Origin of the sequence: Pseudomonas sp. SbOxS1, assembly GCF_013416725.1 — a bacterium.
Taxonomy (GTDB): domain Bacteria; phylum Pseudomonadota; class Gammaproteobacteria; order Pseudomonadales; family Pseudomonadaceae; genus Aquipseudomonas.
The window spans coordinates 55,279-78,455 of sequence record NZ_JAAVXC010000001.1; the positions used below are offsets into that span (position 1 = coordinate 55,279).

General features: G+C 61.2%; 19 protein-coding genes. 13 read left to right on the top strand and 6 right to left on the bottom strand.

Annotated elements, in window-relative coordinates; all coding sequences use genetic code 11:
- Nucleotides 1-318: 318 nt before the first annotated feature.
- Both ccoN and HFK74_RS00200 read left to right on the top strand, forming a co-directional pair.
- On the top strand, nucleotides 319-1,746 hold the full coding sequence (gene ccoN, locus HFK74_RS00195; RefSeq protein ID WP_180201862.1) for a cytochrome-c oxidase, cbb3-type subunit I: 1,428 nt from the start codon (nucleotides 319-321) through the stop codon (nucleotides 1,744-1,746).
- Nucleotides 1,746-1,967: a cbb3-type cytochrome c oxidase subunit 3 gene (locus HFK74_RS00200; protein WP_180201863.1), complete on the top strand. Its 222-nt coding sequence runs from the start codon at nucleotides 1,746-1,748 to the stop codon at nucleotides 1,965-1,967. The genes ccoN and HFK74_RS00200 overlap by 1 nt, the downstream gene beginning before the upstream one ends.
- A 75-nt stretch (nucleotides 1,968-2,042) precedes the next feature.
- Here the strand turns inward: HFK74_RS00200 and HFK74_RS00205 are convergent, their stop codons facing one another.
- The 4 genes from HFK74_RS00205 to HFK74_RS00220 form a co-directional block, all read right to left on the bottom strand.
- Nucleotides 2,043-2,537, bottom strand: a complete 495-nt coding sequence (locus HFK74_RS00205; RefSeq protein WP_180201864.1) for a hypothetical protein — start codon at nucleotides 2,535-2,537, stop codon at nucleotides 2,043-2,045.
- 92 nt (nucleotides 2,538-2,629) lie between these two features.
- On the bottom strand, nucleotides 2,630-3,151 hold the full coding sequence (locus HFK74_RS00210; RefSeq protein ID WP_180201865.1) for a GNAT family N-acetyltransferase: 522 nt from the start codon (nucleotides 3,149-3,151) through the stop codon (nucleotides 2,630-2,632).
- A gap of 162 nt (nucleotides 3,152-3,313) precedes the next feature.
- Nucleotides 3,314-4,291 (bottom strand): LysR family transcriptional regulator, encoded by a 978-nt coding sequence (locus HFK74_RS00215; protein ID WP_180201866.1) that lies wholly within the window; start codon nucleotides 4,289-4,291, stop codon nucleotides 3,314-3,316.
- A 73-nt stretch (nucleotides 4,292-4,364) separates the two neighbouring features.
- Nucleotides 4,365-4,805, bottom strand: a complete 441-nt coding sequence (locus HFK74_RS00220; protein ID WP_180201867.1) for a carboxymuconolactone decarboxylase family protein — start codon at nucleotides 4,803-4,805, stop codon at nucleotides 4,365-4,367.
- 202 nt (nucleotides 4,806-5,007) lie between these two features.
- On the opposite strand from HFK74_RS00220, the gene HFK74_RS00225 reads away from it, so the two are divergent.
- The 4 genes from HFK74_RS00225 to HFK74_RS00240 all read left to right on the top strand — a co-directional run bounded on the left by HFK74_RS00225 (nucleotide 5,008) and on the right by HFK74_RS00240 (nucleotide 8,391).
- The gene (locus HFK74_RS00225; RefSeq protein WP_180201868.1) at nucleotides 5,008-6,441 is read left to right on the top strand and encodes a PLP-dependent aminotransferase family protein; all 1,434 of its coding nucleotides are present in this window, start codon (nucleotides 5,008-5,010) and stop codon (nucleotides 6,439-6,441) included.
- Between the two features lie 100 nt (nucleotides 6,442-6,541).
- Nucleotides 6,542-6,835: an antibiotic biosynthesis monooxygenase family protein gene (locus tag HFK74_RS00230; RefSeq protein ID WP_180201869.1), complete on the top strand. Its 294-nt coding sequence runs from the start codon at nucleotides 6,542-6,544 to the stop codon at nucleotides 6,833-6,835.
- A 206-nt stretch (nucleotides 6,836-7,041) separates the two neighbouring features.
- The gene (locus HFK74_RS00235; protein WP_180201870.1) at nucleotides 7,042-7,452 is read left to right on the top strand and encodes a cupin domain-containing protein; all 411 of its coding nucleotides are present in this window, start codon (nucleotides 7,042-7,044) and stop codon (nucleotides 7,450-7,452) included.
- A 228-nt stretch (nucleotides 7,453-7,680) separates the two neighbouring features.
- Nucleotides 7,681-8,391, top strand: a complete 711-nt coding sequence (locus HFK74_RS00240; RefSeq protein WP_180201871.1) for an ATPase — start codon at nucleotides 7,681-7,683, stop codon at nucleotides 8,389-8,391.
- A gap of 179 nt (nucleotides 8,392-8,570) precedes the next feature.
- On the opposite strand, the gene HFK74_RS00245 is transcribed toward HFK74_RS00240, so the two are convergent.
- Together HFK74_RS00245 and HFK74_RS00250 are read right to left on the bottom strand one after the other, a co-directional pair.
- Nucleotides 8,571-13,460: an NAD-glutamate dehydrogenase gene (locus tag HFK74_RS00245; RefSeq protein WP_180201872.1), complete on the bottom strand. Its 4,890-nt coding sequence runs from the start codon at nucleotides 13,458-13,460 to the stop codon at nucleotides 8,571-8,573.
- A gap of 488 nt (nucleotides 13,461-13,948) precedes the next feature.
- Nucleotides 13,949-15,343 (bottom strand): hypothetical protein, encoded by a 1,395-nt coding sequence (locus HFK74_RS00250; RefSeq protein WP_180201873.1) that lies wholly within the window; start codon nucleotides 15,341-15,343, stop codon nucleotides 13,949-13,951.
- Nucleotides 15,344-15,700: 357 nt separating this feature from the next.
- On the opposite strand from HFK74_RS00250, the gene HFK74_RS00255 reads away from it, so the two are divergent.
- The 7 genes from HFK74_RS00255 (at nucleotide 15,701) to HFK74_RS00285 (ending at nucleotide 23,173) form a co-directional block, all read left to right on the top strand.
- On the top strand, nucleotides 15,701-16,054 hold the full coding sequence (locus HFK74_RS00255; protein WP_180201874.1) for a hypothetical protein: 354 nt from the start codon (nucleotides 15,701-15,703) through the stop codon (nucleotides 16,052-16,054).
- 267 nt (nucleotides 16,055-16,321) lie between these two features.
- Nucleotides 16,322-17,281 carry a MoxR family ATPase gene (locus HFK74_RS00260; protein ID WP_008055132.1) on the top strand — a complete coding sequence of 320 codons (960 nt, stop codon included), beginning with the start codon at nucleotides 16,322-16,324 and terminating at the stop codon, nucleotides 17,279-17,281.
- A 5-nt stretch (nucleotides 17,282-17,286) separates the two neighbouring features.
- Nucleotides 17,287-18,231, top strand: a complete 945-nt coding sequence (locus HFK74_RS00265) for a DUF58 domain-containing protein (protein WP_008055131.1) — start codon at nucleotides 17,287-17,289, stop codon at nucleotides 18,229-18,231.
- Nucleotides 18,228-18,722: a DUF4381 domain-containing protein gene (locus HFK74_RS00270; RefSeq protein WP_180201875.1), complete on the top strand. Its 495-nt coding sequence runs from the start codon at nucleotides 18,228-18,230 to the stop codon at nucleotides 18,720-18,722. Before HFK74_RS00265 ends, HFK74_RS00270 begins: the two co-directional genes overlap by 4 nt.
- Nucleotides 18,715-19,794 carry a VWA domain-containing protein gene (locus tag HFK74_RS00275; protein WP_180201876.1) on the top strand — a complete coding sequence of 360 codons (1,080 nt, stop codon included), beginning with the start codon at nucleotides 18,715-18,717 and terminating at the stop codon, nucleotides 19,792-19,794. Before HFK74_RS00270 ends, HFK74_RS00275 begins: the two co-directional genes overlap by 8 nt.
- Nucleotides 19,791-21,524: a VWA domain-containing protein gene (locus HFK74_RS00280; protein ID WP_180201877.1), complete on the top strand. Its 1,734-nt coding sequence runs from the start codon at nucleotides 19,791-19,793 to the stop codon at nucleotides 21,522-21,524. Before HFK74_RS00275 ends, HFK74_RS00280 begins: the two co-directional genes overlap by 4 nt.
- Nucleotides 21,521-23,173, top strand: a complete 1,653-nt coding sequence (locus HFK74_RS00285) for a BatD family protein (protein ID WP_180201878.1) — start codon at nucleotides 21,521-21,523, stop codon at nucleotides 23,171-23,173. Before HFK74_RS00280 ends, HFK74_RS00285 begins: the two co-directional genes overlap by 4 nt.
- Nucleotides 23,174-23,177 lie beyond the last annotated feature (4 nt).

Consider the following 23,177-nt stretch of genomic DNA (forward strand, 5'->3'; position numbering starts at 1 on the left):
TGAGCGCCCCCCTTGTAGGAGCGAGCCTGCTCGCGATAAACCTGAGTGCGCCACGGGGTGTCAGGCTTCTCGCGTTATCGTTCACGTCCATCGCGAGCAGGCTCGCTCCTACAGAGGGGCGGTTTGAAGTGGTGACTATGAACCGACGCTGATCTGCATTACAGATTCAGCTGGAGTTGAAAAACACGTATCAGAACTAATGCAGCTGGGCTTAGGCCGCTTTGAATCTGATCCGTATAAATCAATTTTTCCTGAGCCTGTTTTGTTTTTGCCACGGTTTCTACAGTGCACGCCATTGCAACCGTGGAAGCATTGATCATGAGCACAACAACTACCGGACAGGCCTATAACTACAAGGTCGTGCGCCAATTCATCGTGGCAACCGTGATCTGGGGCGTCGTGGGGATGGCGATGGGCGTGTGGATCGCCTCGCAGCTGGTGTGGCCGCAGTTGAACCTGGACCTGCCGTGGACCACGTTCGGGCGCTTGCGCCCGCTGCACACCAGCCTGGTGATTTTCGGATTCGCCGGCAGCGCGCAATTCGCCGCCAGCTACTATGCGGTACAGCGCACCTGCCAGGTGCGGCTGTTCTCGGACAAACTCGCCGCCTTCACCTTCTGGGGCTGGCAATCGGTCATCGTGGTGATGCTCATCACGTTGCCGCTGGGCTACACCACCACCAAGGAATACGCCGAGATCGAGTTCTCCGGCGCGGTGTGGATGACCCTTGTCTGGGTCGCCTACGCCATCGTGTTCTTCACCACCGTGGTGCAGCGCAAGACCCGGCACATCTATGTCGGCAACTGGTTCTTCGGTGCGTTCATCGTGGTGATCGCGATGTTGCACGTGGTCAATCACCTGGCGATCCCGGTGGACTGGTTCAAGTCCTATCCGGTGTATTCAGGGGCTACCGACGCCATGGTGCAGTGGTGGTACGGGCACAACGCCGTGGGCTTTTTCCTGACCACCGGGTTCCTCGGGATGATGTACTACTTCGTGCCCAAACAAGCGGGCCGGCCGGTGTATTCCTATCGTTTGTCGATCGTGCATTTCTGGGCGCTGATCACCCTGTACATCTGGGCCGGCCCCCACCACTTGCACTACACCGCCTTGCCGGACTGGGCGCAGTCGCTGGGCATGGCCATGTCGCTGATCCTGTTGGCGCCGAGCTGGGGCGGCATGATCAACGGCATGATGACGCTCTCGGGCGCCTGGCACAAATTGCGCACCGACCCGATCCTGCGTTTCCTGGTGCTGTCCCTGGCCTTCTACGGCATGTCGACCTTCGAAGGGCCGATGATGGCGATCAAGACAGTCAACGCCCTCTCCCACTACACAGACTGGACCATCGGCCACGTACACGCCGGTGCCCTCGGCTGGGTGGCGATGATCACCTTCGGCGCGTCCTATCACATGGTTCCGAAGGTCTTCGGTCGCGCGCAGATGCACAGCATCGGCCTGATGAACCTGCACTTCTGGCTCGCGACCATCGGTACCGTTCTGTACATCGCGTCGATGTGGGTCAACGGCATCACCCAGGGCCTGATGTGGCGCGCCATCAACGATGACGGCACGCTGACCTATTCCTTCGTCGAAGCCTTGCAGGCCAGCCATCCGGGGTTCGTGGTGCGCTTTGCCGGTGGCGTGCTGTTTCTCACTGGCATGCTGGTGATGGCCTACAACATGTGGCGTACGGTGCGGGTGTCCGACGTGGCGATGGCGGAATGCGAGGCGCAGATAGCCTGATGACTGAAGTCGTGTTGAATATCCTGGGGGTGGTGTTCCTGTGGTTCGCCATCGAATACTGCCTGCGCCATCAGACCGCCGAAAGCCTGGACGATGCCAGCCTGATGCCGTTTGCCGATGACCCTGAGGTCGCGCGGCGGGTGGAAGCCGCTACCGGCAAGCGCATAAATGCGGTCGTGCCAGAAGAGCTTGAAAAGGGTTGGGAGAGCCTCGAGATTTGAGGCGATGCTGAGGGCGCCTTCGCTGGCAAGCCAGCTCCCTGTAGGAGCTGGCTTGCCAGCGAAGGCGGTCTCAAATCAGCCACGTTCGCGCGGAATCAGACTCTGCAACTGCTGCGCCAGAAAATCCGCCTCGAAGACGAAGGTATCCGGGTCTTTAAGACCATTGGTCTTGCGCCATTGCCAGCCATTGGACGGCGGCATGCACACCAGCGAAACACTGCCATAGCGCGCCGCGGTAAAGCCCATCACCGCCAGGGAAATCTGCCCGCCGGCACCCATCACGTCAGGCACGAACTCCACCGGCTTGCCGGCGATCAGGATGCTCAGCTTTTCAGTCTTGAAGGTGGACGTCTCCACCGGAACACTTGGCCCGGACGCGACATACGCTTCGCGGCTCACCTCCAGCAGATTCGGCGCCAGGACCGGCTCCAGCCACTGCTGGATCTGATCAAACAACTCCCCGATGCGCCTGGCCCACTCGGCCGATTGCGTCTCGAACAGCTGTTTTTTGTGCGCTTCGCTTTCTGCGTAGTGACGAAGCATCTCGCCCAGTTGCCGTACGTCGTCCATTGCGGTGTTCCCTTGATTGAAGCGGTACTGCGGACATTGAGCATGGCAGATGCGCGCCGCCCGCGTACGACTAAAAGCGCGAGCGGTAGGGATCAATCGCTATTGGGCATGCGGCGCAAACGCGCCATGCTCAAGGTATCGACGTAGGCGCCATCACGCACCGCATAGTCGCGAAACAGCCCTTCGGTCTCGAAGCCGAACTTGCGGTACAGGCCGATGGCGGCTTCGTTGTCGGCATACACGCTCAGTTCGACCCGCCGCAGGTTCATCCAGTTGTCGGCGATGTCCAGCGCCGCTGCCAGCAATTTCGAGCCCACGCCCTTGCCCTGCCAGGCTGGCACCACGCCCATGCCAAAACTGCCGGCATGACTGCGTCGGATACGTGAGAACTGTTCAAGGCCAAGCTCGCCGACCACGACGCCCTGATGCAACGCGACCAGTTTGAGCGAGCGTTCGTTGTCCGCTTCCAGGCGTTTGCGCCAGACTTCGACGGACTGATATGGCATTTGCAGCACTTGACGGGTGACCGCAGGGTCGTTGTAGAGCGCGGTAACGCCGACGAGGTGGAATTCGTTGAAGCGTTCGAGGGTGATGGCAGCGTCGGTAACGGTCATGGGTGATTCATCCTTGATACAGACATGGCCGCCCACTCTACAACGCATCCATCATGGAAAAACACCCTGTAGGAGCGAGCCTGCTCGCGATGGTCGTCAACGATGACGTGGGATGCCTGACACCCCGCGGTGTTGTCTGGTTCTTCGCGAGCAGGCTCGCTCCTACAGGAACCACTCCCGCCGCTCTTCGAAGGTGCTGAGAATCAACTCGACAATCATCTGCACCTGCGCATCCCCCTGGGACTCGGCATTCACCGCCAGCCACACCTGGCGCTGCATCGGCGGCTGGAACAGCCCCGGCAAACCGATCAAGCCGCGGTCGAAGTGACTCATGTAGCCGGGCAACAGGCCGATGCAGGCACTGCAACGGATCATCTCCAGCATCAGTGGATAGGAATGCGACTGCACGACCCCGGCCGGGCGCTGGTCAACCAGGTCGTTCCAGGGTCGAAAACTGTCGATCTGCCGATCATGCTGCCATTGCACCAGCATGAAGTCGGCCAGGTCATCGAGGCTGTCGGGCCGCGAGGCGACCCGTGAATAGCGCTTGGCGATGTGCGGAACGTAGTCGAATCGCGCCAGGCATTGCGGCTCGCTGATGGCAAAACTCGGGCCCGGCAGCGGCAAGTCGGCACCCGCCAGCCACACCACGACATCGGCACTGACCGCCTGCAGGGACAATTCGCTGTCGAGGGTAATGATGTCCAGGCGCGCACCGGCATTGCGTCGCAGCAACGCCACCAGATCGCGGCCAAGGATGTCGTGCAGGATCGTCTCGGCGACAGCCAGGCGCACAATGGGTTGCTCGATCACCGGCAGGTCGCGTTCATGCGCCAGCGCGGTCAGCTGCTTGTGCAGTTGCAGGCCGTTTCGACTGAGCACCAGGCCGTTCTCCGAAGGACTGAACAGCGAGCACTGCAGCTGCTTTTCCAGCTGCGCCAATTGCTTGCGCAACAGGGTTGCCTTGATGTTGAGGCGCCGGGCTGCCTGCATGAAGCAGCCGCAACGGGCGATCACGCTGAAGCACTGCGCCAGCAGCGGATCGAGCTGCGCCGCGCGGGTGCGCCAGGACGTGGTTTTATCGAGGGTTGCGGGGTATTGCGCTACGGGCTGATCGCCCCGGGTTTCCATGAATGACATCGATGACTCCCTGTCGATCTTTCACTGGGAGTTCCATCCTGCGCAATCTGCATGAAAGACGTGTGACAGCCGCTCAGGCGCTGGGCGCCTGGCGAAAACTCACGGCCAGTCGATTCCAGCTGTTGATGGTGGTGACCGCGATGGTCAGGTCCACCAGCTCACCCTCGCTGAACTGCTCTCGGGCTTGCTCGTAGACGGCGTCCGGCACGTGGTCCTGAGAAAGCAGTGTCACCGCTTCGGTCCAGGCCAGGGCGGCGCGCTCGCGCGGGTCGAAGAAGTTGCTGTCGCGCCAGACCACGATGGAATAAAGGCGGCGGTCGGTCTCGCCCAGGCGCCGGGCGTCCACCGAGTGCATGTCGGTGCAGAACGCACAGCCGTTGAGCTGCGAAGCGCGGATCTTGATCAGGTGCAGCAGCGCCGGTTCGATGCTCAGGCTGCTGGTCAAGGCTTCCATGGCGATCATTGCTTTCATCGCCTTGGGCGAGGCGCTGTAGTAATCCAGGCGGGGGTTCATGGCGCGACCTCATAGGGCGATCATATGCCGCCAAGGTAGACGTTGTTAACGCCGCGTTACATATCCAATTTCGCGAATTATCCGTGGACCACTTGGCCCAGACCAATTGGCGATTTTTGCGCCACGCAACTACTGCATAAACGCCAGTTGAGGTTAATCTGGCACTGCACACGCGCCTCAATTGCCATGGAGCCTTGCCGGTATGGAACTACACGTCGTCATTAACGGACGCAAGGACCTGGCGGGCCAGTTGTATACGCAACTGCGCAGCGCTATAGAGTCGGGCCGCCTGGCCGCCGGGACGCAACTGCCACCCAGTCGCCTGCTGGCCGAGCAACTGGGCATTTCGCGCAAGACCATCTCCGATACCTATGCCCAACTGACCTACGAAAACTTCCTCACCGGGGTGATCGGCAAAGGCACCTACGTCAACGCCCGGGTCTCGAAAGTCGAGCGCAAACAAAGCCATTCGGAGCTCGCCGGATTCGAGGTAATCGAATCCTGGCGCAGCCTGCCGGTGTTTCTGCGTCATCCGACGCTGGAAGGCTCGCTGCGCTACGACTTCATTGGCGGCGCCACCAGCAAGGGCCAGTTTCCCCAGGACGACTGGCGGCGCTGTACGTCCCATGCCTTGCGCCAGATCGCCGGGTCCAAGGGCTTCTACAGCCTGCCCGAAGGCCTGCCGGCGCTGCGCAATGCCATCGCGCAGCACATCGCCTTTTCTCGCGGGGTCAATTGCCAGGATGAGGACGTGGTGGTGTGCAATGGCGCGCAACAGGCGCTGGATCTGATTGCCCGGGTGCTGATACGGGCGGGCAGCATCGTCGCCATGGAAGACCCCGGTTATCCGCCGGCGCGCCTGTTGTTCGGCACCCATGGCGCCACGGTGATTGGCGTGCCGGTGGACGCCGAAGGCATTGTGGTGGAGAAAATCCCCCTCGGAACGCGGCTGATCTATGTCACTCCGTCGCACCAGTTCCCGCTGGGCATGCCCATGAGCCAGGAGCGCCGCGCCGCGCTGCTGGCACGTGCCCATGAACTGGGGGCGATCATCATCGAGGACGACTACGACAGCGAGTTTCGCTACGAAGGCCGCCCCACGGACTCGCTGCAGAGCATGGACGAGCGCGGGATCGTCGCCTATGTCGGGACCTTCTCGAAAACCCTGCTGCCAGAGCTGCGCCTGGGGTACGCGATCCTGCCGCCGGCAATTCTCGAGGCGGTGGTGCGCGCCAAGCAACTCACCGACCTGCACACCTCCACCCTGCCCCAGTGGGCGCTGGCCAAATTCATCGCCGAAGGCTGCCTGCTCAAGCACATTCGCCGCTGCCATACGATCTACGCGGGCCGCCGTGAGCGGATCCTGGCGCGCATGGCCGGTGATCTCGCGCCCTGGCTTGAAGCGGTGCCGACCACCGCGGGTTTTCACATGGTGGTGTTGTGCAAGGTTGCGATCGACGTGCCACTGGTGATCGAGCTGGCAAAAAAAGTAGAAGTCGGGCTCTATGCCATCGACAGCTTTTTCTACCAGCAAGCGCCCCAGGCGGGGTTTTTCCTCGGTTTTGGCGCCATCGAGACCCTGGACATCGACATCGCCCTGGATCGTTTCCGGGACATTTTGCAGCAGGTTGCCTGACGGATTGGACTGCGCCTTTATCCGGCGATTGGCTATTGGTGGTCCGGGGGTGCGGGCCTATTCTGCATAGGCGTGATCCCTCAATGAGGAGTGTGAGCCAATGTCCTACAAAGTGATCAATACCGTACAGGTTCAGGCCGTCGCCGGCCGCTCGGAAGAGCTGGGCAAGCAATTGCAAAAGATTGTCGACACCCTGCGCGAACTACCCGGCTGTGAATCCTATATGGTCGACCGCTGCCCTGAGGACAGTAATCGCTGGACTGTCAGCGCCCACTGGCAATCGGAATCGGCGATGCAATCGCATTTCAACAGTCCCCAGGTGCAAGGCTTCATCGACCTGATCGATTGCCAACTGGCCAACGCCGTCGACTTCAACAGCTTTCCGATCAGATAAGACACGGTTAAAGATCGCAGTCCTTGGTCAGGCTTGCAGAGTATGGGTACCTCTGCAAACGTTTCCGGGGACTGCGATCTTTTTCATTCCAGCGCCTTCCAGCGCCGCACATTGGTCCCCTGGCCTTCGTGAGAATTGGCTGTTTGTTTATCCCCCCTGGCGCAATAGATTGGTCCCTGACAACCAACCACTGCAGGTGCTGAACCATGAAACTATTGCGCTTCTCTCTCGCTGCCCTTGCCTTGACCGTTTGCGCCTCGGCGTTTGCCCATGAAGCCGGTGATCCTTCAGAAAAGGTCACGGTGTTACAGGACCAGATGCTGAAAAACGCCCCCGGCAAAAAGGCTTTGATGATTGAGGTCGACTACAAGCCCGGCCAAGCGTCCATCGCCCACAAACATGACGGCACCGCCATGGCCTATGTGCTTTCGGGATCGATCACTTCTCAGGTGAAGGGCGAAAAAGAGGTCACTTACAAGGCCGGTGAGTATTGGTACGAACCCGCCGGCTCGGAACACCTGGTCTCGAAAAATGCGAGCAAAACGAAACCTGCGAAGCTGTTGGTCTTCATGGTGTTGTCGCCGGACGAGAAAGTGTTGGTCCCCTTGCAAAACTGATGGTTAAACCAGCAGCCATAAATAAAAACGCCCAAATGCCTGATTCGGGTGTTTTTATATCTTCAGGCAATTAACCACTCTTACTTAAACCGAACAAAACTATTGTCACCGGATAACTTCTCGGATTGGCTATTTCATTAATCAGCGCACGGTTTAGTCTGGAGTCACTGCCGACACCCTGCGGCAACTGTAACTTTCCGACCGAAGTTGTTTCACTGGAGAAACACCATGAAACTTGCGTTCGTCAGTACATTGACCATGAGCGTTCTAATCACCGGATGCTCGATTCCCACGGCACCTTCAGCGGTGACACCACTCGACGGTATCTTCACGCAACCGGTGGGTCGCAGCAGCGCAACCAGTATTCCCAACGGCAGCCAGGTAACGCTAGGCATCGTCTATAGCCGCAATACCCAGGCCAACCGCGCCTATATGCAGGACTACCAGGCCAATGCCGGCACCGGTTTCGGCCAGAGCCTGCTGGTGCAGTCGATCCACGACGCCTATGTGGCCACGTCAAAACCGGATCTGGCGGTGGACTGGGTCAGGGCCTCCCTGCAACGGCAATTTGGATCGGTCACGGTGTACCCGGACATGCAAAGCCTGCAGGCGGCAAAACCGGATGTGGTCGCCGTCGTCGACAGCCGCAGCCAATTGATCACCTCGCGCAGTTCGGACGTCGAGGCGAATGTTAACGTGGACTTCTACGATAAGAACCTGAGTTACATTGGCACTGCAAAAGGGCATGACGCGAAGGCGTTAAGTCCGGTGTGGGCGGACTTTAAACGCAGCGAAGAGATTGTTGCCGACATTAACGAGCAACAGAATGTGCAAGTAAGGGCATTGCAGAAGTTTGACCAGTCGCTCAGTAATTTGTTGTCCAGGCCGACAGATAAAGTGTCGATGTTGGATAATGACGAAGGGCGGAAATTGTATTGATTGAGAGGGCCTCTTCGCGGGCAAGCCCGCTCCCACAGTGGATCGCGTTTTTTTGAACGTACTCGGTCACCTGTGGGAGCGGGCTTGCCCGCGAAGAGGCCCGAGCAGACGCTACAAAAACATCCGGCGAAAAAAAGCCCCGCATCTCTCAATGCGGGGCTTTTTCATTCAACGTCTGATCAGGCCGCCGGTTCCAGCTCGGCGCTGACAGATGCAGTGGCAGGCACTACCGCTTGCCCGCTCAACGCCAGGTCCAGCAACTCGCGGTTGGCTACCGCGTACATGGCGTAGTCCGTACCGCTGGCGGCACGAATTTCCACCAGCATGGCGCGCCAGCGTTCGATCATGCTTTCGTGCTGTGCCATCCACGACGCCAGGCGTGTTTCCACGTCCTGGGTGCCGTTGCCCTCTTGCAGGACCGAGATGGTGATCGCACGTTGCTGCCAGTCGACATCATCGCGGAACGCTTCACGGGCCAGGGCCTGCCAGTTGTTTTCCACCGGCAAGGCACTGATCTGTTGCAGGTACCAGGTGATGTCCAGCGCGCTGCCCACGGCGAAGTAGGCCTTGGCCACGTCCGCAGGGTCCTGGCCGGTCACGTCGGAGGCCTCGATGATCGGCAGCAGGGTGTACAGGTGCGTGGTGCCAGCCACCATGCGCGCCAGCAACTCCGGCACACCGGCTGCGACGTACGCCTGGTAACGGGTCTGCCAGGTTTCGCGGATCTCGCCACTGAGCAGTTCGTCGAGCTTGAGGCCCAACGCCGCCAGGTGCGGACCGAAATGCGCGACGTCACGGGCAGCGTTCTGCTCGTTGCGACGGGCACGCAGGAACCAGCGCGTGGCGCGACGACCTAAACGCATCAGCTCGTCCATCAGCTCCAGTTGCACGTCGGCGGAAACCTTGTAGTCCAGGTTTTCGATCTGGCGGAACCAGTGCGGGAGATGGAAAATGTCACGCACGATCACGTAGGCGCCGGCCACGTTCGCCGGGCTCATGCCGGTGGACTCCTTGAGTCGCTGAACGAAGGTGATGCCCATGTGGTTGACCAGGTCGTTGGCGATCTGGGTGCTGACGATTTCGCGCTTCAGGCGGTGACGGCGCATGGCTTCGGAGAACTTGTTCACCAGGGTCGGCGGGAAAGCGGTTTCCATGTCGCGGGTCAGGTAGTCGTCGTCCGGCACCAGGGAGCCCAGCAGCTGCTCCTTGAGGTCGATCTTGCTGTAGGAGATCAGCACCGACAGCTCGGCACGGGTCAGGCCATGGCCCGCCGCGACGCGCTCGTTGATCGCTTCTTCAGCCGGCAGGAACTCGATGGCGCGATCCAGCTTGCCGCGACCTTCCAGATCGTTCATCAGGCGCTTGTATTCGGCAATCCGCGGCAAGGCACGACGGGCTGCCAGGGACAGTGCCTGGGTCTGCTTGTAGTTGTTGCCCAACACCAGGCCACCGACTTCGTCGGTCATGCTCGCCAGCAACTGGTTGCGCTGCTTGTCGGTCATGTCGCCGGCCTGAACCACTTCGTTCAGCAGGATCTTGATGTTCACTTCGTGGTCGGAGCAGTCCACACCGCCAGCGTTGTCGATGAAGTCGGTGTTGGAACCGCCGCCATTGAGGCCGAACTCTACGCGACCCAGCTGGGTCATGCCGAGGTTACCGCCCTCGCCCACCACTTTGCAGCGCAGTTCGTTGCCGTTCACGCGCAGTGCATCGTTGGCCTTGTCGCCGACATCGGCGTGGCTTTCGCTGCTTGCCTTGACGTAAGTACCGATACCGCCGTTCCACAGCAGGTCCACCGGTGCCTTGAGCAAGGCGTTCAGCAGTTCGGTCGGGGTCAGCTTGTCGGCCTGGATGTCGAAGCGTTCCTGCATCTGCGGGGAAATCGCGATGCTCTTGGCGCTACGGGAGAAGATACCGCCGCCTTCGGACATGATGCTGGTGTCGTAGTCCGACCAGGCCGAACGTGGCAGGTCGAACAGGCGCTGACGCTCGGCGAAGCTGGTCGCCGGGTTCGGGTTCGGGTCGATGAAGATGTGCAGGTGGTTGAACGCGGCGACCAGTTGCAGCTTGTCGGACATCAGCAAGCCGTTACCGAACACGTCACCGGCCATGTCGCCGACGCCGACCACGGTGATGCTGTCTTCCTGGACATTGATGCCACGCTCGCGGAAGTGGCGTTGCACGCCGACCCACGCGCCTTTGGCGGTGATGCCCATTTTCTTGTGGTCGTAACCGGCCGAGCCACCGGACGCAAACGCGTCACCCAGCCAGAAGCCGTAGTCGATGGCGATGCCGTTGGCGATGTCGGAGAAGGTCGCGGTGCCCTTGTCCGCTGCAACCACCAGGTACGGGTCATCGTCGTCATGACGCACGACGTTGGCCGGTGGCACCAGGGCGCCGTCTTTCAGGTTGTCGGTAATGTCCAACAGGCCGGAAATGAAGATGCGGTAGCAGGCGATGCCCTCGGCCGCGATCTCGTCCCGGCTGCCACCCAGTGGCAGGCGACGCGGCAGGAAGCCGCCCTTGGCGCCCACCGGCACAATCACCGAGTTCTTCACTTGCTGGGCTTTTACCAGGCCCAGGACTTCGGTACGGAAGTCTTCTTCACGGTCCGACCAGCGCAGGCCACCACGGGCAACGTTGCCGAAGCGCAGGTGCACGCCTTCGACGCGCGGCGAGTAGACGAAGATTTCGAACTTCGGCACAGGTTTCGGCAGCTCGGGAATCAAGTGCGGGTTGAACTTGAAGCTGAAGTACGACTTGTTATGGCCGTTGGCGTCGGTCTGGTAGAAGTTGGTGCGCAGGGTCGCCTTGATCAGATCCAGGTAGCGACGCAGGATGCGGTCTTCGTTCAGTACCTGGACGTCGTCCAATGCAGTCAGGATCGCATGTTCCAGACGCTGCTCCAGATCATCACTGCTCAGCTTGCGCGCCAGGTAGAAACGGGTCTTGAACAACCGGGTCAATTCCCGGGCAATGTCGGTGTGGTTGTTCAGGGTGCTGGCGATGTAGCCCAGGTCGAAGCCCAGGCGAATCTGCTTGAGGTAACGGGCGTAGGCACGCAGCAGCGCCACGTCGCGCCACGGCAGGCCAGCGGTCAGCACCAGGCGGTTGAACGCATCGTTCTCGGCATCGCCGCGCACGATGTGGACGAACGCATCCTGCAGGGTGTCGTTGAGTTGCTGGATGTCCAGGTCCAGGCCTTCGGCCGCGGTGAAGGCGAAGTCGTGAATCCAGAACTCGCGGCCACTGTTGTGGCGCAGGCGGTACGGGAACTCACCGAGCACGCGCAGGCCAAGGTTTTCTAGAATCGGCAGGACGTCGGACAGCGCCAACGGGGTATCGGCGTGGTACAGCTTGCAATGCAGCTCACGCTGACCGACCTGGCCCAGCGGTTGGTAGAAGCTCATCACCAGCGGATTTTTTTCGTTGAGGTTCAGCAGGTGCTGCATGTCGACCACCGCCGAATGCGCTGCGAAACGCTCGCGGTAACCGGCCGGGAAGCCTTTCGGGAAGTCGGCCAGCACGTTGGTGCCATGGGCTTCGCCGAAAGTTTCGACGGTCAGGGCCGAGTAATCGTCCTGCCAGCTGCGGCACGCCTGGATCACTTCGTTTTCCAGTTGCTGCGGGTCGATGTCGATGCGGTTTTTCGGGTCAACTCGCAAAATCAGTTGCACGCGGGCCAACACGGACTCGGAGAAGAAGGTCCAGAACTCGCAATCCGAAGCCTTCAGGCGATCCATCAGCACTTGCTGGATCTTCTGCCGTACTTCGGTGGAGTAGATATCACGCGGCACGTAGGCCAGGCAGTAGCAGAAACGGCCGTACGGGTCCTTGCGCAGGAACACGCGGATCTTGTTGCGTTCCTGGATCTGCACGATCGACATCACGGTGCTGAACAGCTCGTCCACCGGGGTCTGGAACAGATCGTCGCGTGGCAGCACTTCGAGCACCTGCGCCAGTTCCTTGCCCAGGTGAGCCTTGGCCTGGAAGCCCGAACGGCGTTCGATTTCCGCGACCTTGCGGCGGATGTACGGGATCACCCGCACGCTCTCGCCGTACACCGAGGAGGTGTACAGGCCCATGAAGCGGCATTCCTTGATGACCTTGCCGTCGGCATCGATTTCACGGATCGACACGTAGTCCGGGTAAGCCGGACGGTGTACACGGCTTGGGTGCGCGGCCTTGGCGAACGACAGCAGGGTCGGTTCGCGCAGGTAGTTCACGGCGTAGTCTTCGATGCGCAGGTCATCGTAGCTCAGGCCGGCGCGCAGCAGTTTGGTCAGGCCGAGGAAGGAGTCCTTGTCATAGACGATGTGGCCGCCATCGGCTTCATCGCTGACCACGAACTCTTCATAGCCGAGGAAGGTGAAGTGGTTGCCCACCAGCCATTCGAGGAAACCCTTGATTTCACTCTTTTCGTCGGCATCGATGGCGAACCGGCTGCTGTCCAGATTGGTGAGGATTTCCTGGACCTTGGCTTTCATCGGTTCGAAGTCGCTCACCGCGACGCGCACTTCACCCAGTACCTGCTCCAGTTCCCGGGTCAGCACATTCAGTTCGGCGGTGTTGGCGCAACGGTCGATTTCCAGGTACATCAACGACTCTTGCAGCACATCGTCGCCCTGGGTGCCCTTGGGCAGGATTTCCAGCAACTCGCCCTTGCTGTCGCGACGCACGCTCAGCACGGTGGTTTGCAGGGTGTGGATGCTGTAGCCGCGGCGGTTCAGTTCGGTACGCACCGAGTCCACCAGGAACGGCAGGTCGTGGTGCAGCACTTCGACAGCGGTGTGGGTCGACTGCCAGCCGTGGCGTTCGTAATCGGGGTTGTAGACGCGCACTTGCGGTTGCGCGTGATCGAAGCGCTCAAGCAGGCGCCACGCAGAAAGGGTACAGCCAGCGAGGTCAGACAACCGACGTTGGGTCAGTTCATCCAGGGAAATGATGCCGAAGAATTGTTCAGCGAACAGCGCCACTTGTGGCAGTGCCTGTTCACTGATGTGCTGCGCCAGTGCCGCTTGCAGTTGGTGCTGGAAGTCGGCTTTGCTGGCTGCGGTGAAGAACGCCATCTGTGGTACTCCGCTTGGGCTTGTTATTGATGGAAGCGTCTCTTGCAAAACCCCTGTTCGGGGCTACCCGTCACCCTGTTCCTGATTCTCGGGCAGAGGAAACAGGGTGACAGGTGGGTGAAGCTAAACGAGACACTCGGGTCACATTCACCTTCCGTGAATGGGCATCTGCAAAAGCGACTGGGCTGCGGGCAACACAATGCCTTTACGGGTGCTCATCCGTTGCGCAGCTTAACGAGTGCGGCAAGGCCCATGCTTGCGGTGCTGCGACATATTCGGTCAACGGTACGCTGCTCGGCAGGCGCACACTGAACAACACTAGCAGCCGGAGTCGATTTCGGGGCTGAGTGCACGTTTTTTGCAGGACATTCGTGCCAGAGCGACCGCCCGGCACCCGTGCGCCACGCTCCAACCAAAAATTGACAACATCCATGATCGCCGAACAGACCATGGACGCTATTTGGCGCACTGAAGAAACCTCGACCATTTCAGTCGATCACGTCTTCGATCGCCTGAAATTTGCTCACTGTCGCGCAGTCGTAACAGAGCATTTGAATCGTCATCCTGTCCATGCTGGCATCGACGTTGCTCGAATCACACTCGCGGCAGAACAGCTGCAGATGCCCGGCCAGGTCCGCCCCACAGGCATCGCCGGAGAAAAACCGTGGCACCAGTTCATCACGCCAGTAGAGGCCGGGAGACTTGGAAAAACCGGCGCCGCTGTCCTTCAGCACCACGTCGTACAGGATTCGGTGCAAGGACGACTGCGGCACTCGCGAATCGCGATAGGCGGTTTTGCGCCAGTTTCGCGCCTTCGCATCCTGCGCCGTGCCCAACATATTGCCTGGGATAGTGTTGCAAGCGTGGTTACGGCCCTTGGAGTTGCCGGTGGCATAGAAATGCGCGGCATTCTTCACCGCCAATCGCGCAAAGTAGTAGACATGGCTCACCGAGAAGTCCTGCAGAAGCTGGCCGACAACGGTTGCGGCACGCCCTTGGGCACTGAACACGAAGCTCACTTCACTGGCCAATACCTGGATGTACTGAATTGATTCGTCGCGGGCCAGGCTCAACATCAAGGCATACAGCTCGCTTTTCCAGGAGGATTGAACACTGCCGGACAGTTCTTGATACAACGCCCGGTACAGTGCGTCGCGAGTGCTGCGTACGCCGGTTTCCAGCGCGACATTGGATAGCCAGCGCACGCAGGAAAAGTCTTTGATCTGGTAGCCGGACGCTCGATCGAAAGCTTTGATATCGCCATCCGGATCGACGTTCAGCACGCCGGCCTCGTACAGGTTCCTCACCAGCGCTTCACTGGCCTCATCAGTGGGCGCCAACGGTTCGCTGCGCAACCCGGTGACGAGCGAGTCAATACACTCGGCGCCAGCGACATGGCCATCGTCCAGCAAGGCGAGCAATGTCAGTTTCTGGACGAAACCCAGCGATGCATAAGGCACCGACGGGCGTGACGTGGCGTAGCGTTTCTCCAGCTCGAGACGATCGCGCTGCGCCTGGGCGGCGATTTCCTGCTGGCGCAGCTTGTAGCATTCATTGCAGGTACAGGGCTTGTTTCGCCCATAGTGGCCGGGCTCATGGTGATAGTGCTCGCAACGTACGCACTTGAAACGGTTTCGAATTGAGACAGGGGTACCCTTGGCGTGCCGACGCACCCACATGGGCAGGTCGCAGTAGGGGCAGGTCAGGTCCTTGCTGATAATCGGCGGCAATATTTTCAACAGACTGCGGACTTCAGGCGCAATGTTGAACTCGATTTTCAGATCGGCACTTTTTTCACCGTTCAGATAGCGCTGGTACAGTTGCTCGATTTGTTCCTCGGACAGGTGCTTGATCTCATCCGCCCATTCGAAATACTGACTCATCGAAAGAGGTCCTTTTTTCATGATTGACTGCGCAATCCTTTGCGTCTGGGCGATCACGCTAAGGGATTGAATGACGCCAATACAAGTAAAAAACCGGCGGGCGGGGCGTTATTTTTAGCTCTTGCAAACGTCCTGCGACAGGCTCGGAAATTTCCTAGGGCAAGTTAGGAAAATTCTGTGAGAAGTACCTTTCACCATTCACAAAGTCGAATTTTAGAGGCTTCGAGATATATCAGACTGATAATGGAAATCGGTTTTTTCCCGCCGTTCCAGCACCTGAGGCAGCAGAAATTCCCACAGGCTGGCAGAATTGCTTTTTTGTCACGTTCATCACGCTCACCGAGCCAGGAATTCCCCATGCAAATGACCACCGCCCTCTTGATCGTCAACCCGTGCGACGACGAGGAAGACAACATGGCCATGCTCTGCTGCCACAGCGACAAGGGCGAAATGTTCCTGATGAGCCGTTACCCGGATGAAGACGAGCTGGAAATCACCCTCGACGGCGAGCCTTCGACCCTGGACGGTGTGAAAGTCACCCTCAACCCTACCCTGCTGAAGATCGAAATCGCTGCCGCGGATGCCGATGCGTTGAATGGGGATGATGTGCTCGAGATCACCTTCAACCCGGACATGGTGGATCTGGCTGAGGTTGAGGAAACCCTGAAGAACATCCTTGACGGTACCGGCACCTTTATCAGCCAGATTTGAGGTGCTTGATCGGCCCTCATCGCGAGCAGGCTCACTCCTACAATTGAGCGGCGTACACCGTCACTGTAGGAGTGAGCCTGCTCGCGATGGGGCCGGCACAGCCACCCAATCACTCCCCGCCAGCCAAATCCCACAATTTCCCCAATCATTTCCCCCACTTTGCACAAAATGCCGTTAGTCGCCGCCCCCCGCGATGGATTAAAGTAACGCCCCCAGCCCTGGCGTTATATGAACGTCTTCGGTCACCCTTTCCAGGAACAGTCATCGATGGAACATCGTGAAGCGCTGCTCGCGCTGCGAACCTTTCTTTCAACGCAGATTCTCGGCCAGGAAAAACTCATCGAGCGCTTGCTCATCGCCCTGCTTGCCGACGGCCACATGCTGGTCGAGGGCGCCCCTGGCCTGGCCAAGACCAAGGCCATCAAGGAATTGGCGGAAGGCATCGAAGCGCAGTTCCATCGCATCCAGTTCACCCCCGACCTGTTGCCCGCCGACATCACCGGTACCGAGATCTATCGTCCGGAAACCGGCAGCTTCGTGTTCCAGCAAGGTCCGATCTTCCATAATCTGGTGCTGGCGGACGAAATCAACCGCGCCCCGGCCAAGGTTCAATCAGCCTTGCTCGAAGCCATGGGTGAGCGTCAGGTCAGTGTCGGACGCAGCACCTATGAGCTGTCGCCATTGTTCCTGGTGATGGCCACGCAAAACCCGATCGAGCAGGAAGGCACCTACCCGCTGCCCGAAGCGCAGCTGGACCGATTCCTGATGCACGTGAAAATCGGTTTTCCGGACGCGGCCGTCGAGCGCCGCATCCTGCAACAGGCCCGTGGCGAAGCCTTGAACGGCGAAACCAAGCCCGAACGCCGGGTCAGCCAGCAGGCGATCTTCGCCGCACGCAAAGAGATTCTCGGGCTGTACATGGCCGATGCCGTGGAGGAATACCTGGTGCAACTGGTCATGGCCACGCGCAACCCGGCCAAGTTCGATCCGGAAATGGCCGAATGGATCGCCTACGGCGCCAGCCCCCGTGGTTCGATTGCCCTGGATCGTTGTGCCCGCGCCCACGCCTGGCTGGCCGGTCGCGACTTCGTCAGCCCGGAAGACATCCAGGCGGTACTGTTCGATGTGTTGCGCCACCGCATCATCCTGTCCTTTGAAGCCGAAGCCGCCGGTATCGATCAGGACCGGGTGGTCCAGCGGATTCTTGACGTCGTAGCTGTCGCTTGAGTCCGATGAACGCCCTCCTGCCGCCCCAACCAGGCATCCGCGTCACGCTCGCCGAGCTGATCGAGATGCGCCACCGTGTGCGCGAAGTGCAGCTGTTTTCCACGCCGAGCCAGCGCAGCCCGCTGATCGGCCTGCACCATTCCAAGCTGCGGGGCCGTGGGGTGGATTTCGATCAGGTGCGGGTCTACCAGGCCGGGGACGACGTGCGCAGCATCGACTGGCGCGTCACCGCCCGGACCCAGGAGCCCCACACCAAACTGTTCCACGAAGAACGCGAGCGACCGATCTTCATCATGGTCGAGCAAAGCCGTCGCCTGTTTTTCGGCTCGGGACTGATGTTCAAATCAGTGCTGGCCGCCCAGGCCGCGAGCCTGATTGGCTGGGCCGCGCTGGGGCATAACGACCGGGTCGGCGGCCTGGTGTTCGGCGACAACGAGCATTACGAAATCAAGCCAAGGCGCAGCAAGCAGAGCCTGCTGCAATTGCTCAACCGCCTGGTGCGGGTCAACCAGTCGCTGCACACCGAAAGCGAGCCCGCTGGCGATGCTTTCGGCATTGCCTTGCGCCGCGCGCGCGAAGTGTTGCGCCCTGGCAGCCTGGTGATCGTGATCTGCGATGAGCGCGCCTTGTCCGGCAACGCCGAACAACAGCTGAGCCTGTTGTCGCGCCATTGCGACCTGTTGCTGCTGCCGGTGTCCGATCCGCTGGACCATGCCCTGCCCGCCGCCGGACTGTTGCGCTTCGCCGAGCGTGGCGCACAACTGGAACTGGACACGCTCAACTTCGACCTGCGCCAGACCTATCGCGCCCAGGCCGAAGACCGCATCGCCCGCTGGGAGTTGCTGGCGCAGAAGCTGCGGGTGTTGCTGATGCCGTTGAGCACGCAAAGTGAAATGGTCGAGCAACTGCGTGAGTACCTCAACCCACAGAAGCCGGGAAAAGGTCGATGAACGGTCTCGAGCAACTGCAACCACTGATTTCCCCGCCCCCCGTGGCTTTCTGGCCGCCGGCACCGGGCTGGTGGTTGCTGCTGCTGTTGCTGCCAGCCATCGGCTTCGGCCTGTGGAAACTGCGCCACCTGTTGCCTGGCAAGCCGCCGGTCGCGCCCGTCGAACAGCCGCTGGACCCGGTGCGCGTGGCCGCATTGGCGGAACTGGCACGTATGCCCAAACCGTACGATGGTGCGCCCGCCGGTGCCTGGCTGCAGCAGCTCAATGGCCTGCTCAAGCGTCTGTGCCGTAACCATTACCCCTACAGCCAGAGCCATACCCTCAATGGCCGCAAATGGCTGGCGTTTCTCGACAACCGCTGCCCCGCTGCCGGCCTGACCCGCTGGATGGTGCTGGTCGAAGGCGCCTACAAGCCCGAATGCAAGCTCGACGACAAGGCCATCGCCGGCTTGACCCAGGCCGTCGACACCTGGATTCGCAAACATGTTTGAGTTCGCCTGGCCGTGGATCTTCGCCCTGCTGCCGCTGCCCTGGTTGATGCGTGTGCTGTTGCCGGTGGCCGACAGTGGCGAACCGGCGCTCAAGGTCAGTTTCCTCAGTGATCTCGAAGGCCTGGCCCGGCGCCGCGCCCGCGCCAACCTGCCCGCCTGGCGCCAACAGGCGCCGTTCCTGCTGCTGTGGTTGCTGCTGCTGAGTGCGGCCGCACGCCCGCAATGGCTCGGCGAACCGCTGCCGATTGCCGCCAGTGGGCGCGATCTGCTGGTGGCGGTGGATGTGTCAGGCTCCATGGACTTTCCCGATATGCAGTGGCAGGACGAAGAGGTCAGCCGCCTCACGCTGGTCCAGCATTTGCTGGGCGACTTCCTCGAAAGTCGCGACGGCGACCGGGTTGGCCTGATCCTGTTCGGCAGCCGGGCGTACGTGCAGGCGCCCCTGACGTTTGACCGGCATACCGTGCGCGTCTGGCTCGACGAAGCGCGCATCGGCATCGCCGGCAAGAACACCGCCATCGGCGACGCCATCGGCCTGGCCGTCAAGCGCCTGCGGCAACGTCCGGCGCAAAGTCGCGTGCTGATCCTGGTCACCGATGGCGCCAACAACGGTGGCGAAATCGATCCGCTCACCGCCGCGCGCCTGGCAGCCAGGGAGGGGGTGAAAATCTACCCGATCGGCATCGGCGCCGACCCGGAACAAAGCGGCACACCGGGTTTCCTGGGGATCAATCCGAGCCTGGACCTTGACGAGCCCACCTTGAAAGACATCGCCGACGCCACCGGGGGCCAGTACTTTCGCGCTCAAGACGGCAAGCAACTGCAAGCGATCAAGTCCACCCTCGACCAACTGGAGCCTGTGACCCAGCAGCCGACCCAGGCCCGTCCGGCCCAGGCGTTGTATCACTGGCCGCTGGCGCTGGCGTTGTTGCTGAGCATGCTGCTGGTGGTGCGCGTGCTGTGGCCGGATAACCCGCTGCATCGACTGTTCAACAAGGACCTGTTCTTGCAAACGCAATTGCCTGACTGGCGCCAGCGCCTCAAACGCCTGCGCCTGCGGAGGCGCCGATGAGCGATCTCTGGCCGTACTGGTTCCGCCCGTGGTGGCTGCTGTTGCTGCCGCTGCTTGGCTGGCTGCTCTGGCAACTGTGGCATCGGCAGAAACGCGCCGGGCGCTGGCAGATGATCCTGCCACCGGCGTTCCATTCGGTGTTGCTCAGTGGCGGCAGCGGGCGCGAAAGCAAACTGCCGTGGGTTGCCTTGGGCGTAGCATGGATGATCGCCGTCGTCGCATTGCTCGGGCCGAGCTTCTCCCGCGTCGAGCAGATGAGCCAGAAACCCGCGGATCCGCTGGTGGTGATCCTTGAGTTGACCCCGGAAATGCTCGCCACCGACGTCCAGCCAAACCGCCTGGAGCAGGCCCGGCGCAAACTCTTCGACCTGCTGCAAAGCCGCAACGATGCACAGACTGCGATCGTCGTCTTCGCCGGCAGCGCGCACACCCTGGTACCGCTGTCGGACGACCTGTCCACCAGCCGCAACCTGCTCGATGCGCTCAAGCCGTCGTTGATGCCTGAAGCCGGCCATCGTGCCGACCTGGCAGTGCTCAAGGCCCTGGCACTGCTGGAACAGGCCGCACTGGGCGACGGCCGGATCCTGTTGATCGGCACCACCCTGAGCGAGCAGGAGCGCCTGGGCATTCGCCAGGCCTTGAGCGGTAAATCGACACAATTGCTGATGCTCGGCATCGGCACCGCCGAAGGCGCACCCATTACCCAGGAAGACGGCAGTTTCCTCAAGGATGAACAGGGGGCGATTCTCGTGTCGCGCCTGGACGAGCCCAGCTTGAAATCCTTCGTCAATGACCTGGACGGACGCTATCGCCATGCACGCCTGAGCGATGCCGACCTGCGCGCCCTCGGCCTGTTCGACAGTCCGCGCAACCTGCGCGACAACGGCCAGACCCTGCGCCTCGACTCCTGGGCCGACCAGGGTTACTGGCTGTTGCTGCCGTTGCTGTTGCTGGCCGCGTGTGCCGGTCGGCGCGGCTGGTTGCTCTGCCTGCCACTGTTGCTGGCGCTGCCGCAGCCCGGTTATGCCTTCGACTTCCAGGACCTGTGGCTGCGCCCCGACCAGCAGGGCGTGCTCTTGCTCAAGCAGAAACGCCCGGCCGAGGCAGCGCGGCACTTCGAAGATCACCAGTGGCAAGGCGTTGCCCTCTACGAAGCCGGCGACTACAGTGGCGCCGCCCAGCGGTTCGCCGAAGGCGACGACGCCCATGCCCACTACAATCGAGGCAACGCCCTGGCCAGGAGTGGCGAGCTGGAGGCGGCACTGGATGCTTACGAACAGGCCCTCGAACGCCAACCGGATTTGCGCCCGGCGCTGACCAACAAAGCCTTGGTGGAAAGCCTGCTCAAGCAGAAGGCCGCAACGCCACCCCCTGACAAAGCCGCCGATGAGGCGGCCAGCGATGCCGAGCAGCAAGCGCCACCCAGTGACGCTGCGCAACCGTCGCAAAGCGGTGAACCCGAAACGGCTGGCGAACAGACCCAGGCAAGCACCGAGCCTTCCGCCACCACGCCCCCGCGCCCAGGCTCCAATGAAGTCCCCGGCAGCGAACTGGGAGACGAACAGCACACCGTTGCGCCCATGCGCCCGGCCAGCGACAGTATCGAGGGCGAGCAGCAACAGGCACTGGAGCAATGGCTGAGGCAGATCCCGGATGACCCGGGGGAATTGCTCCGGCGCAAATTCTGGTACGAACAGCAACAACATCAGGATCAGGGAAAAACTCGATGACCCGCTTCACCGCCTTCACGCTTGCCCCGCTGCCCGCCTTGCTGCTCTGCGTCATGCAGGCCCAGGCAGCCGAGCTGGTCGCCAGTGTCGACCGGGCTCGCCTGAACTCCGGCGAGACGATCGAACTGACCCTGGAATCCAATGACGTGACCCAGTTCGGCAAGCCCGACCTGACGCCGCTGGAGCCACTGTTCGAAGTGCGTGGCACCCGCCAGGTCAACCAGTTGAACACGCTCAACGGCGACAACCAGGCCACCACCCGCTGGATCATCACCCTGCTGCCCTTGCAAAATGGCACCGTGGTGATTCCCGCGCTCAAGCTGGGCGAGGCCCAGAGCCAACCAATCACCGTGCAAGTGGTCGAGAGCGACCCCCAGGCGACCCCGGACAAACAGGCACCGGTCTTCATCGACGCCAGCCTCGATCAAACCAGTGTGTACGTGCAGGCCCAGGCGGTCCTGACCTTGCGCATCTACCATTCGGTGTCGCTGTACGACGACAGCAGCCTGCCGCCCTTGCAGATTCCTGACGCCCGCATCGAACAGCTGGGCGAGTCGCGCACCTACGAGAAAGACATCAACGGCCTACGCCACGGCGTCATCGAGATGCGCTATGCGATCTACCCGCAACACAGCGGTGAGCTGATCATTCCGGCGCAGATATTCAATGCCGCGCTGGTGGACGCGCAACCCGTCCCGGACGCCAGCGCCCAGATGCCGAAATCCGGCAAATTGATGCGCGTCAGCTCCGGCCAACTACTGTTGACGGTCAAGGCCAAACCCGCCACCTACCCCGCCGACCTGCCCTGGCTGCCGGCTCGCAGCCTGACGCTCAGCGAAAGCTGGAACCCGGAACCGGAACACGTTCAGGTCGGCGATTCGCTCACCCGCAGCCTGACGGTCAAGGCCGAAGGCCTGGCCAGCTCGCAACTGCCGCCACTGCCCGGTACCGAGGCCGGTGGCCTGCGCCGCTATCCCGATCAACCGGTGCTGGGTAACCAGAACAGCGAGCGAGGCCTGATCGGCAGCCGCGAAGACCGCGAAGCGCTGGTGCCTTCGCGCAGCGGCGCCATAGAGTTGCCTTCGGTCGAGGTGGTCTGGTGGAACACCTTCGAAGACCATCTGGAGCACAGCAGCCTGCCCGCCCGGACCCTGCAGGTGGCCGCCAACCCCAGCCTGATGGTCGACACCCCGGCCGGTACCTCGGCGCTCGACAACAGCGCCAGCAGCGAAACCCTCTGGCGCTGGAAACTCAGCAGCCTGATCCTGGCCTGCACCACCCTGCTGGGGTTCGGCCTCTGGTGGCGAGCGCGTTCGCAACCGGCGATCCAGCGCGCGGCACAAACCGGCCCGAGCCCACGCACCGTGCTCGACGACCTCAAGCGCGCCTGCCAGGCCAACGATACCCACGCCACCCGCCAGGCGCTGGACGCCTGGGCCCGCCAGCAACCGGAAACCCTGGCCGACATGGCGGCCCGCTTCGTACCGCTATCCGACGCCCTCGACGGCCTGAACGGCGCGCTCTACAGCGAAACCGGCCAGCACTGGCAAGGGGAAGATTTGTGGCGGGCGATTCGTACGATTCCGATGGCTGAACGGGTTCAGGACCCGGTTGGGGACAGTGGGTTGCCGCCGTTGTATCCGAAATAACCTT

Bases quoted from the DNA above. Each gene is read 5' to 3' on its own strand.
- HFK74_RS00260 (WP_008055132.1), top strand. From the start codon at position 16,322: ATGGAACATCGTGAAGCGCTGCTCGCGCTGCGAACCTTTCTTTCAACG.
- HFK74_RS00230 (WP_180201869.1), top strand. From the start codon at position 6,542: ATGTCCTACAAAGTGATCAATACCGTACAGGTTCAGGCCGTCGCCGGC.
- HFK74_RS00225 (WP_180201868.1), top strand. From the start codon at position 5,008: ATGGAACTACACGTCGTCATTAACGGACGCAAGGACCTGGCGGGCCAG.
- HFK74_RS00235 (WP_180201870.1), top strand. From the start codon at position 7,042: ATGAAACTATTGCGCTTCTCTCTCGCTGCCCTTGCCTTGACCGTTTGC.
- HFK74_RS00205 (WP_180201864.1), bottom strand. From the start codon at position 2,537: ATGGACGACGTACGGCAACTGGGCGAGATGCTTCGTCACTACGCAGAA.
- HFK74_RS00220 (WP_180201867.1), bottom strand. From the start codon at position 4,805: ATGAACCCCCGCCTGGATTACTACAGCGCCTCGCCCAAGGCGATGAAA.
- HFK74_RS00245 (WP_180201872.1), bottom strand. From the start codon at position 13,460: ATGGCGTTCTTCACCGCAGCCAGCAAAGCCGACTTCCAGCACCAACTG.
- HFK74_RS00270 (WP_180201875.1), top strand. From the start codon at position 18,228: ATGAACGGTCTCGAGCAACTGCAACCACTGATTTCCCCGCCCCCCGTG.
- HFK74_RS00285 (WP_180201878.1), top strand. From the start codon at position 21,521: ATGACCCGCTTCACCGCCTTCACGCTTGCCCCGCTGCCCGCCTTGCTG.
- HFK74_RS00280 (WP_180201877.1), top strand. From the start codon at position 19,791: ATGAGCGATCTCTGGCCGTACTGGTTCCGCCCGTGGTGGCTGCTGTTG.
- HFK74_RS00215 (WP_180201866.1), bottom strand. From the start codon at position 4,291: ATGTCATTCATGGAAACCCGGGGCGATCAGCCCGTAGCGCAATACCCC.
- HFK74_RS00250 (WP_180201873.1), bottom strand. From the start codon at position 15,343: ATGAGTCAGTATTTCGAATGGGCGGATGAGATCAAGCACCTGTCCGAG.
- HFK74_RS00200 (WP_180201863.1), top strand. From the start codon at position 1,746: ATGACTGAAGTCGTGTTGAATATCCTGGGGGTGGTGTTCCTGTGGTTC.
- HFK74_RS00255 (WP_180201874.1), top strand. From the start codon at position 15,701: ATGCAAATGACCACCGCCCTCTTGATCGTCAACCCGTGCGACGACGAG.
- ccoN (WP_180201862.1), top strand. From the start codon at position 319: ATGAGCACAACAACTACCGGACAGGCCTATAACTACAAGGTCGTGCGC.
- HFK74_RS00265 (WP_008055131.1), top strand. From the start codon at position 17,287: ATGAACGCCCTCCTGCCGCCCCAACCAGGCATCCGCGTCACGCTCGCC.
- HFK74_RS00275 (WP_180201876.1), top strand. From the start codon at position 18,715: ATGTTTGAGTTCGCCTGGCCGTGGATCTTCGCCCTGCTGCCGCTGCCC.
- HFK74_RS00240 (WP_180201871.1), top strand. From the start codon at position 7,681: ATGAAACTTGCGTTCGTCAGTACATTGACCATGAGCGTTCTAATCACC.
- HFK74_RS00210 (WP_180201865.1), bottom strand. From the start codon at position 3,151: ATGACCGTTACCGACGCTGCCATCACCCTCGAACGCTTCAACGAATTC.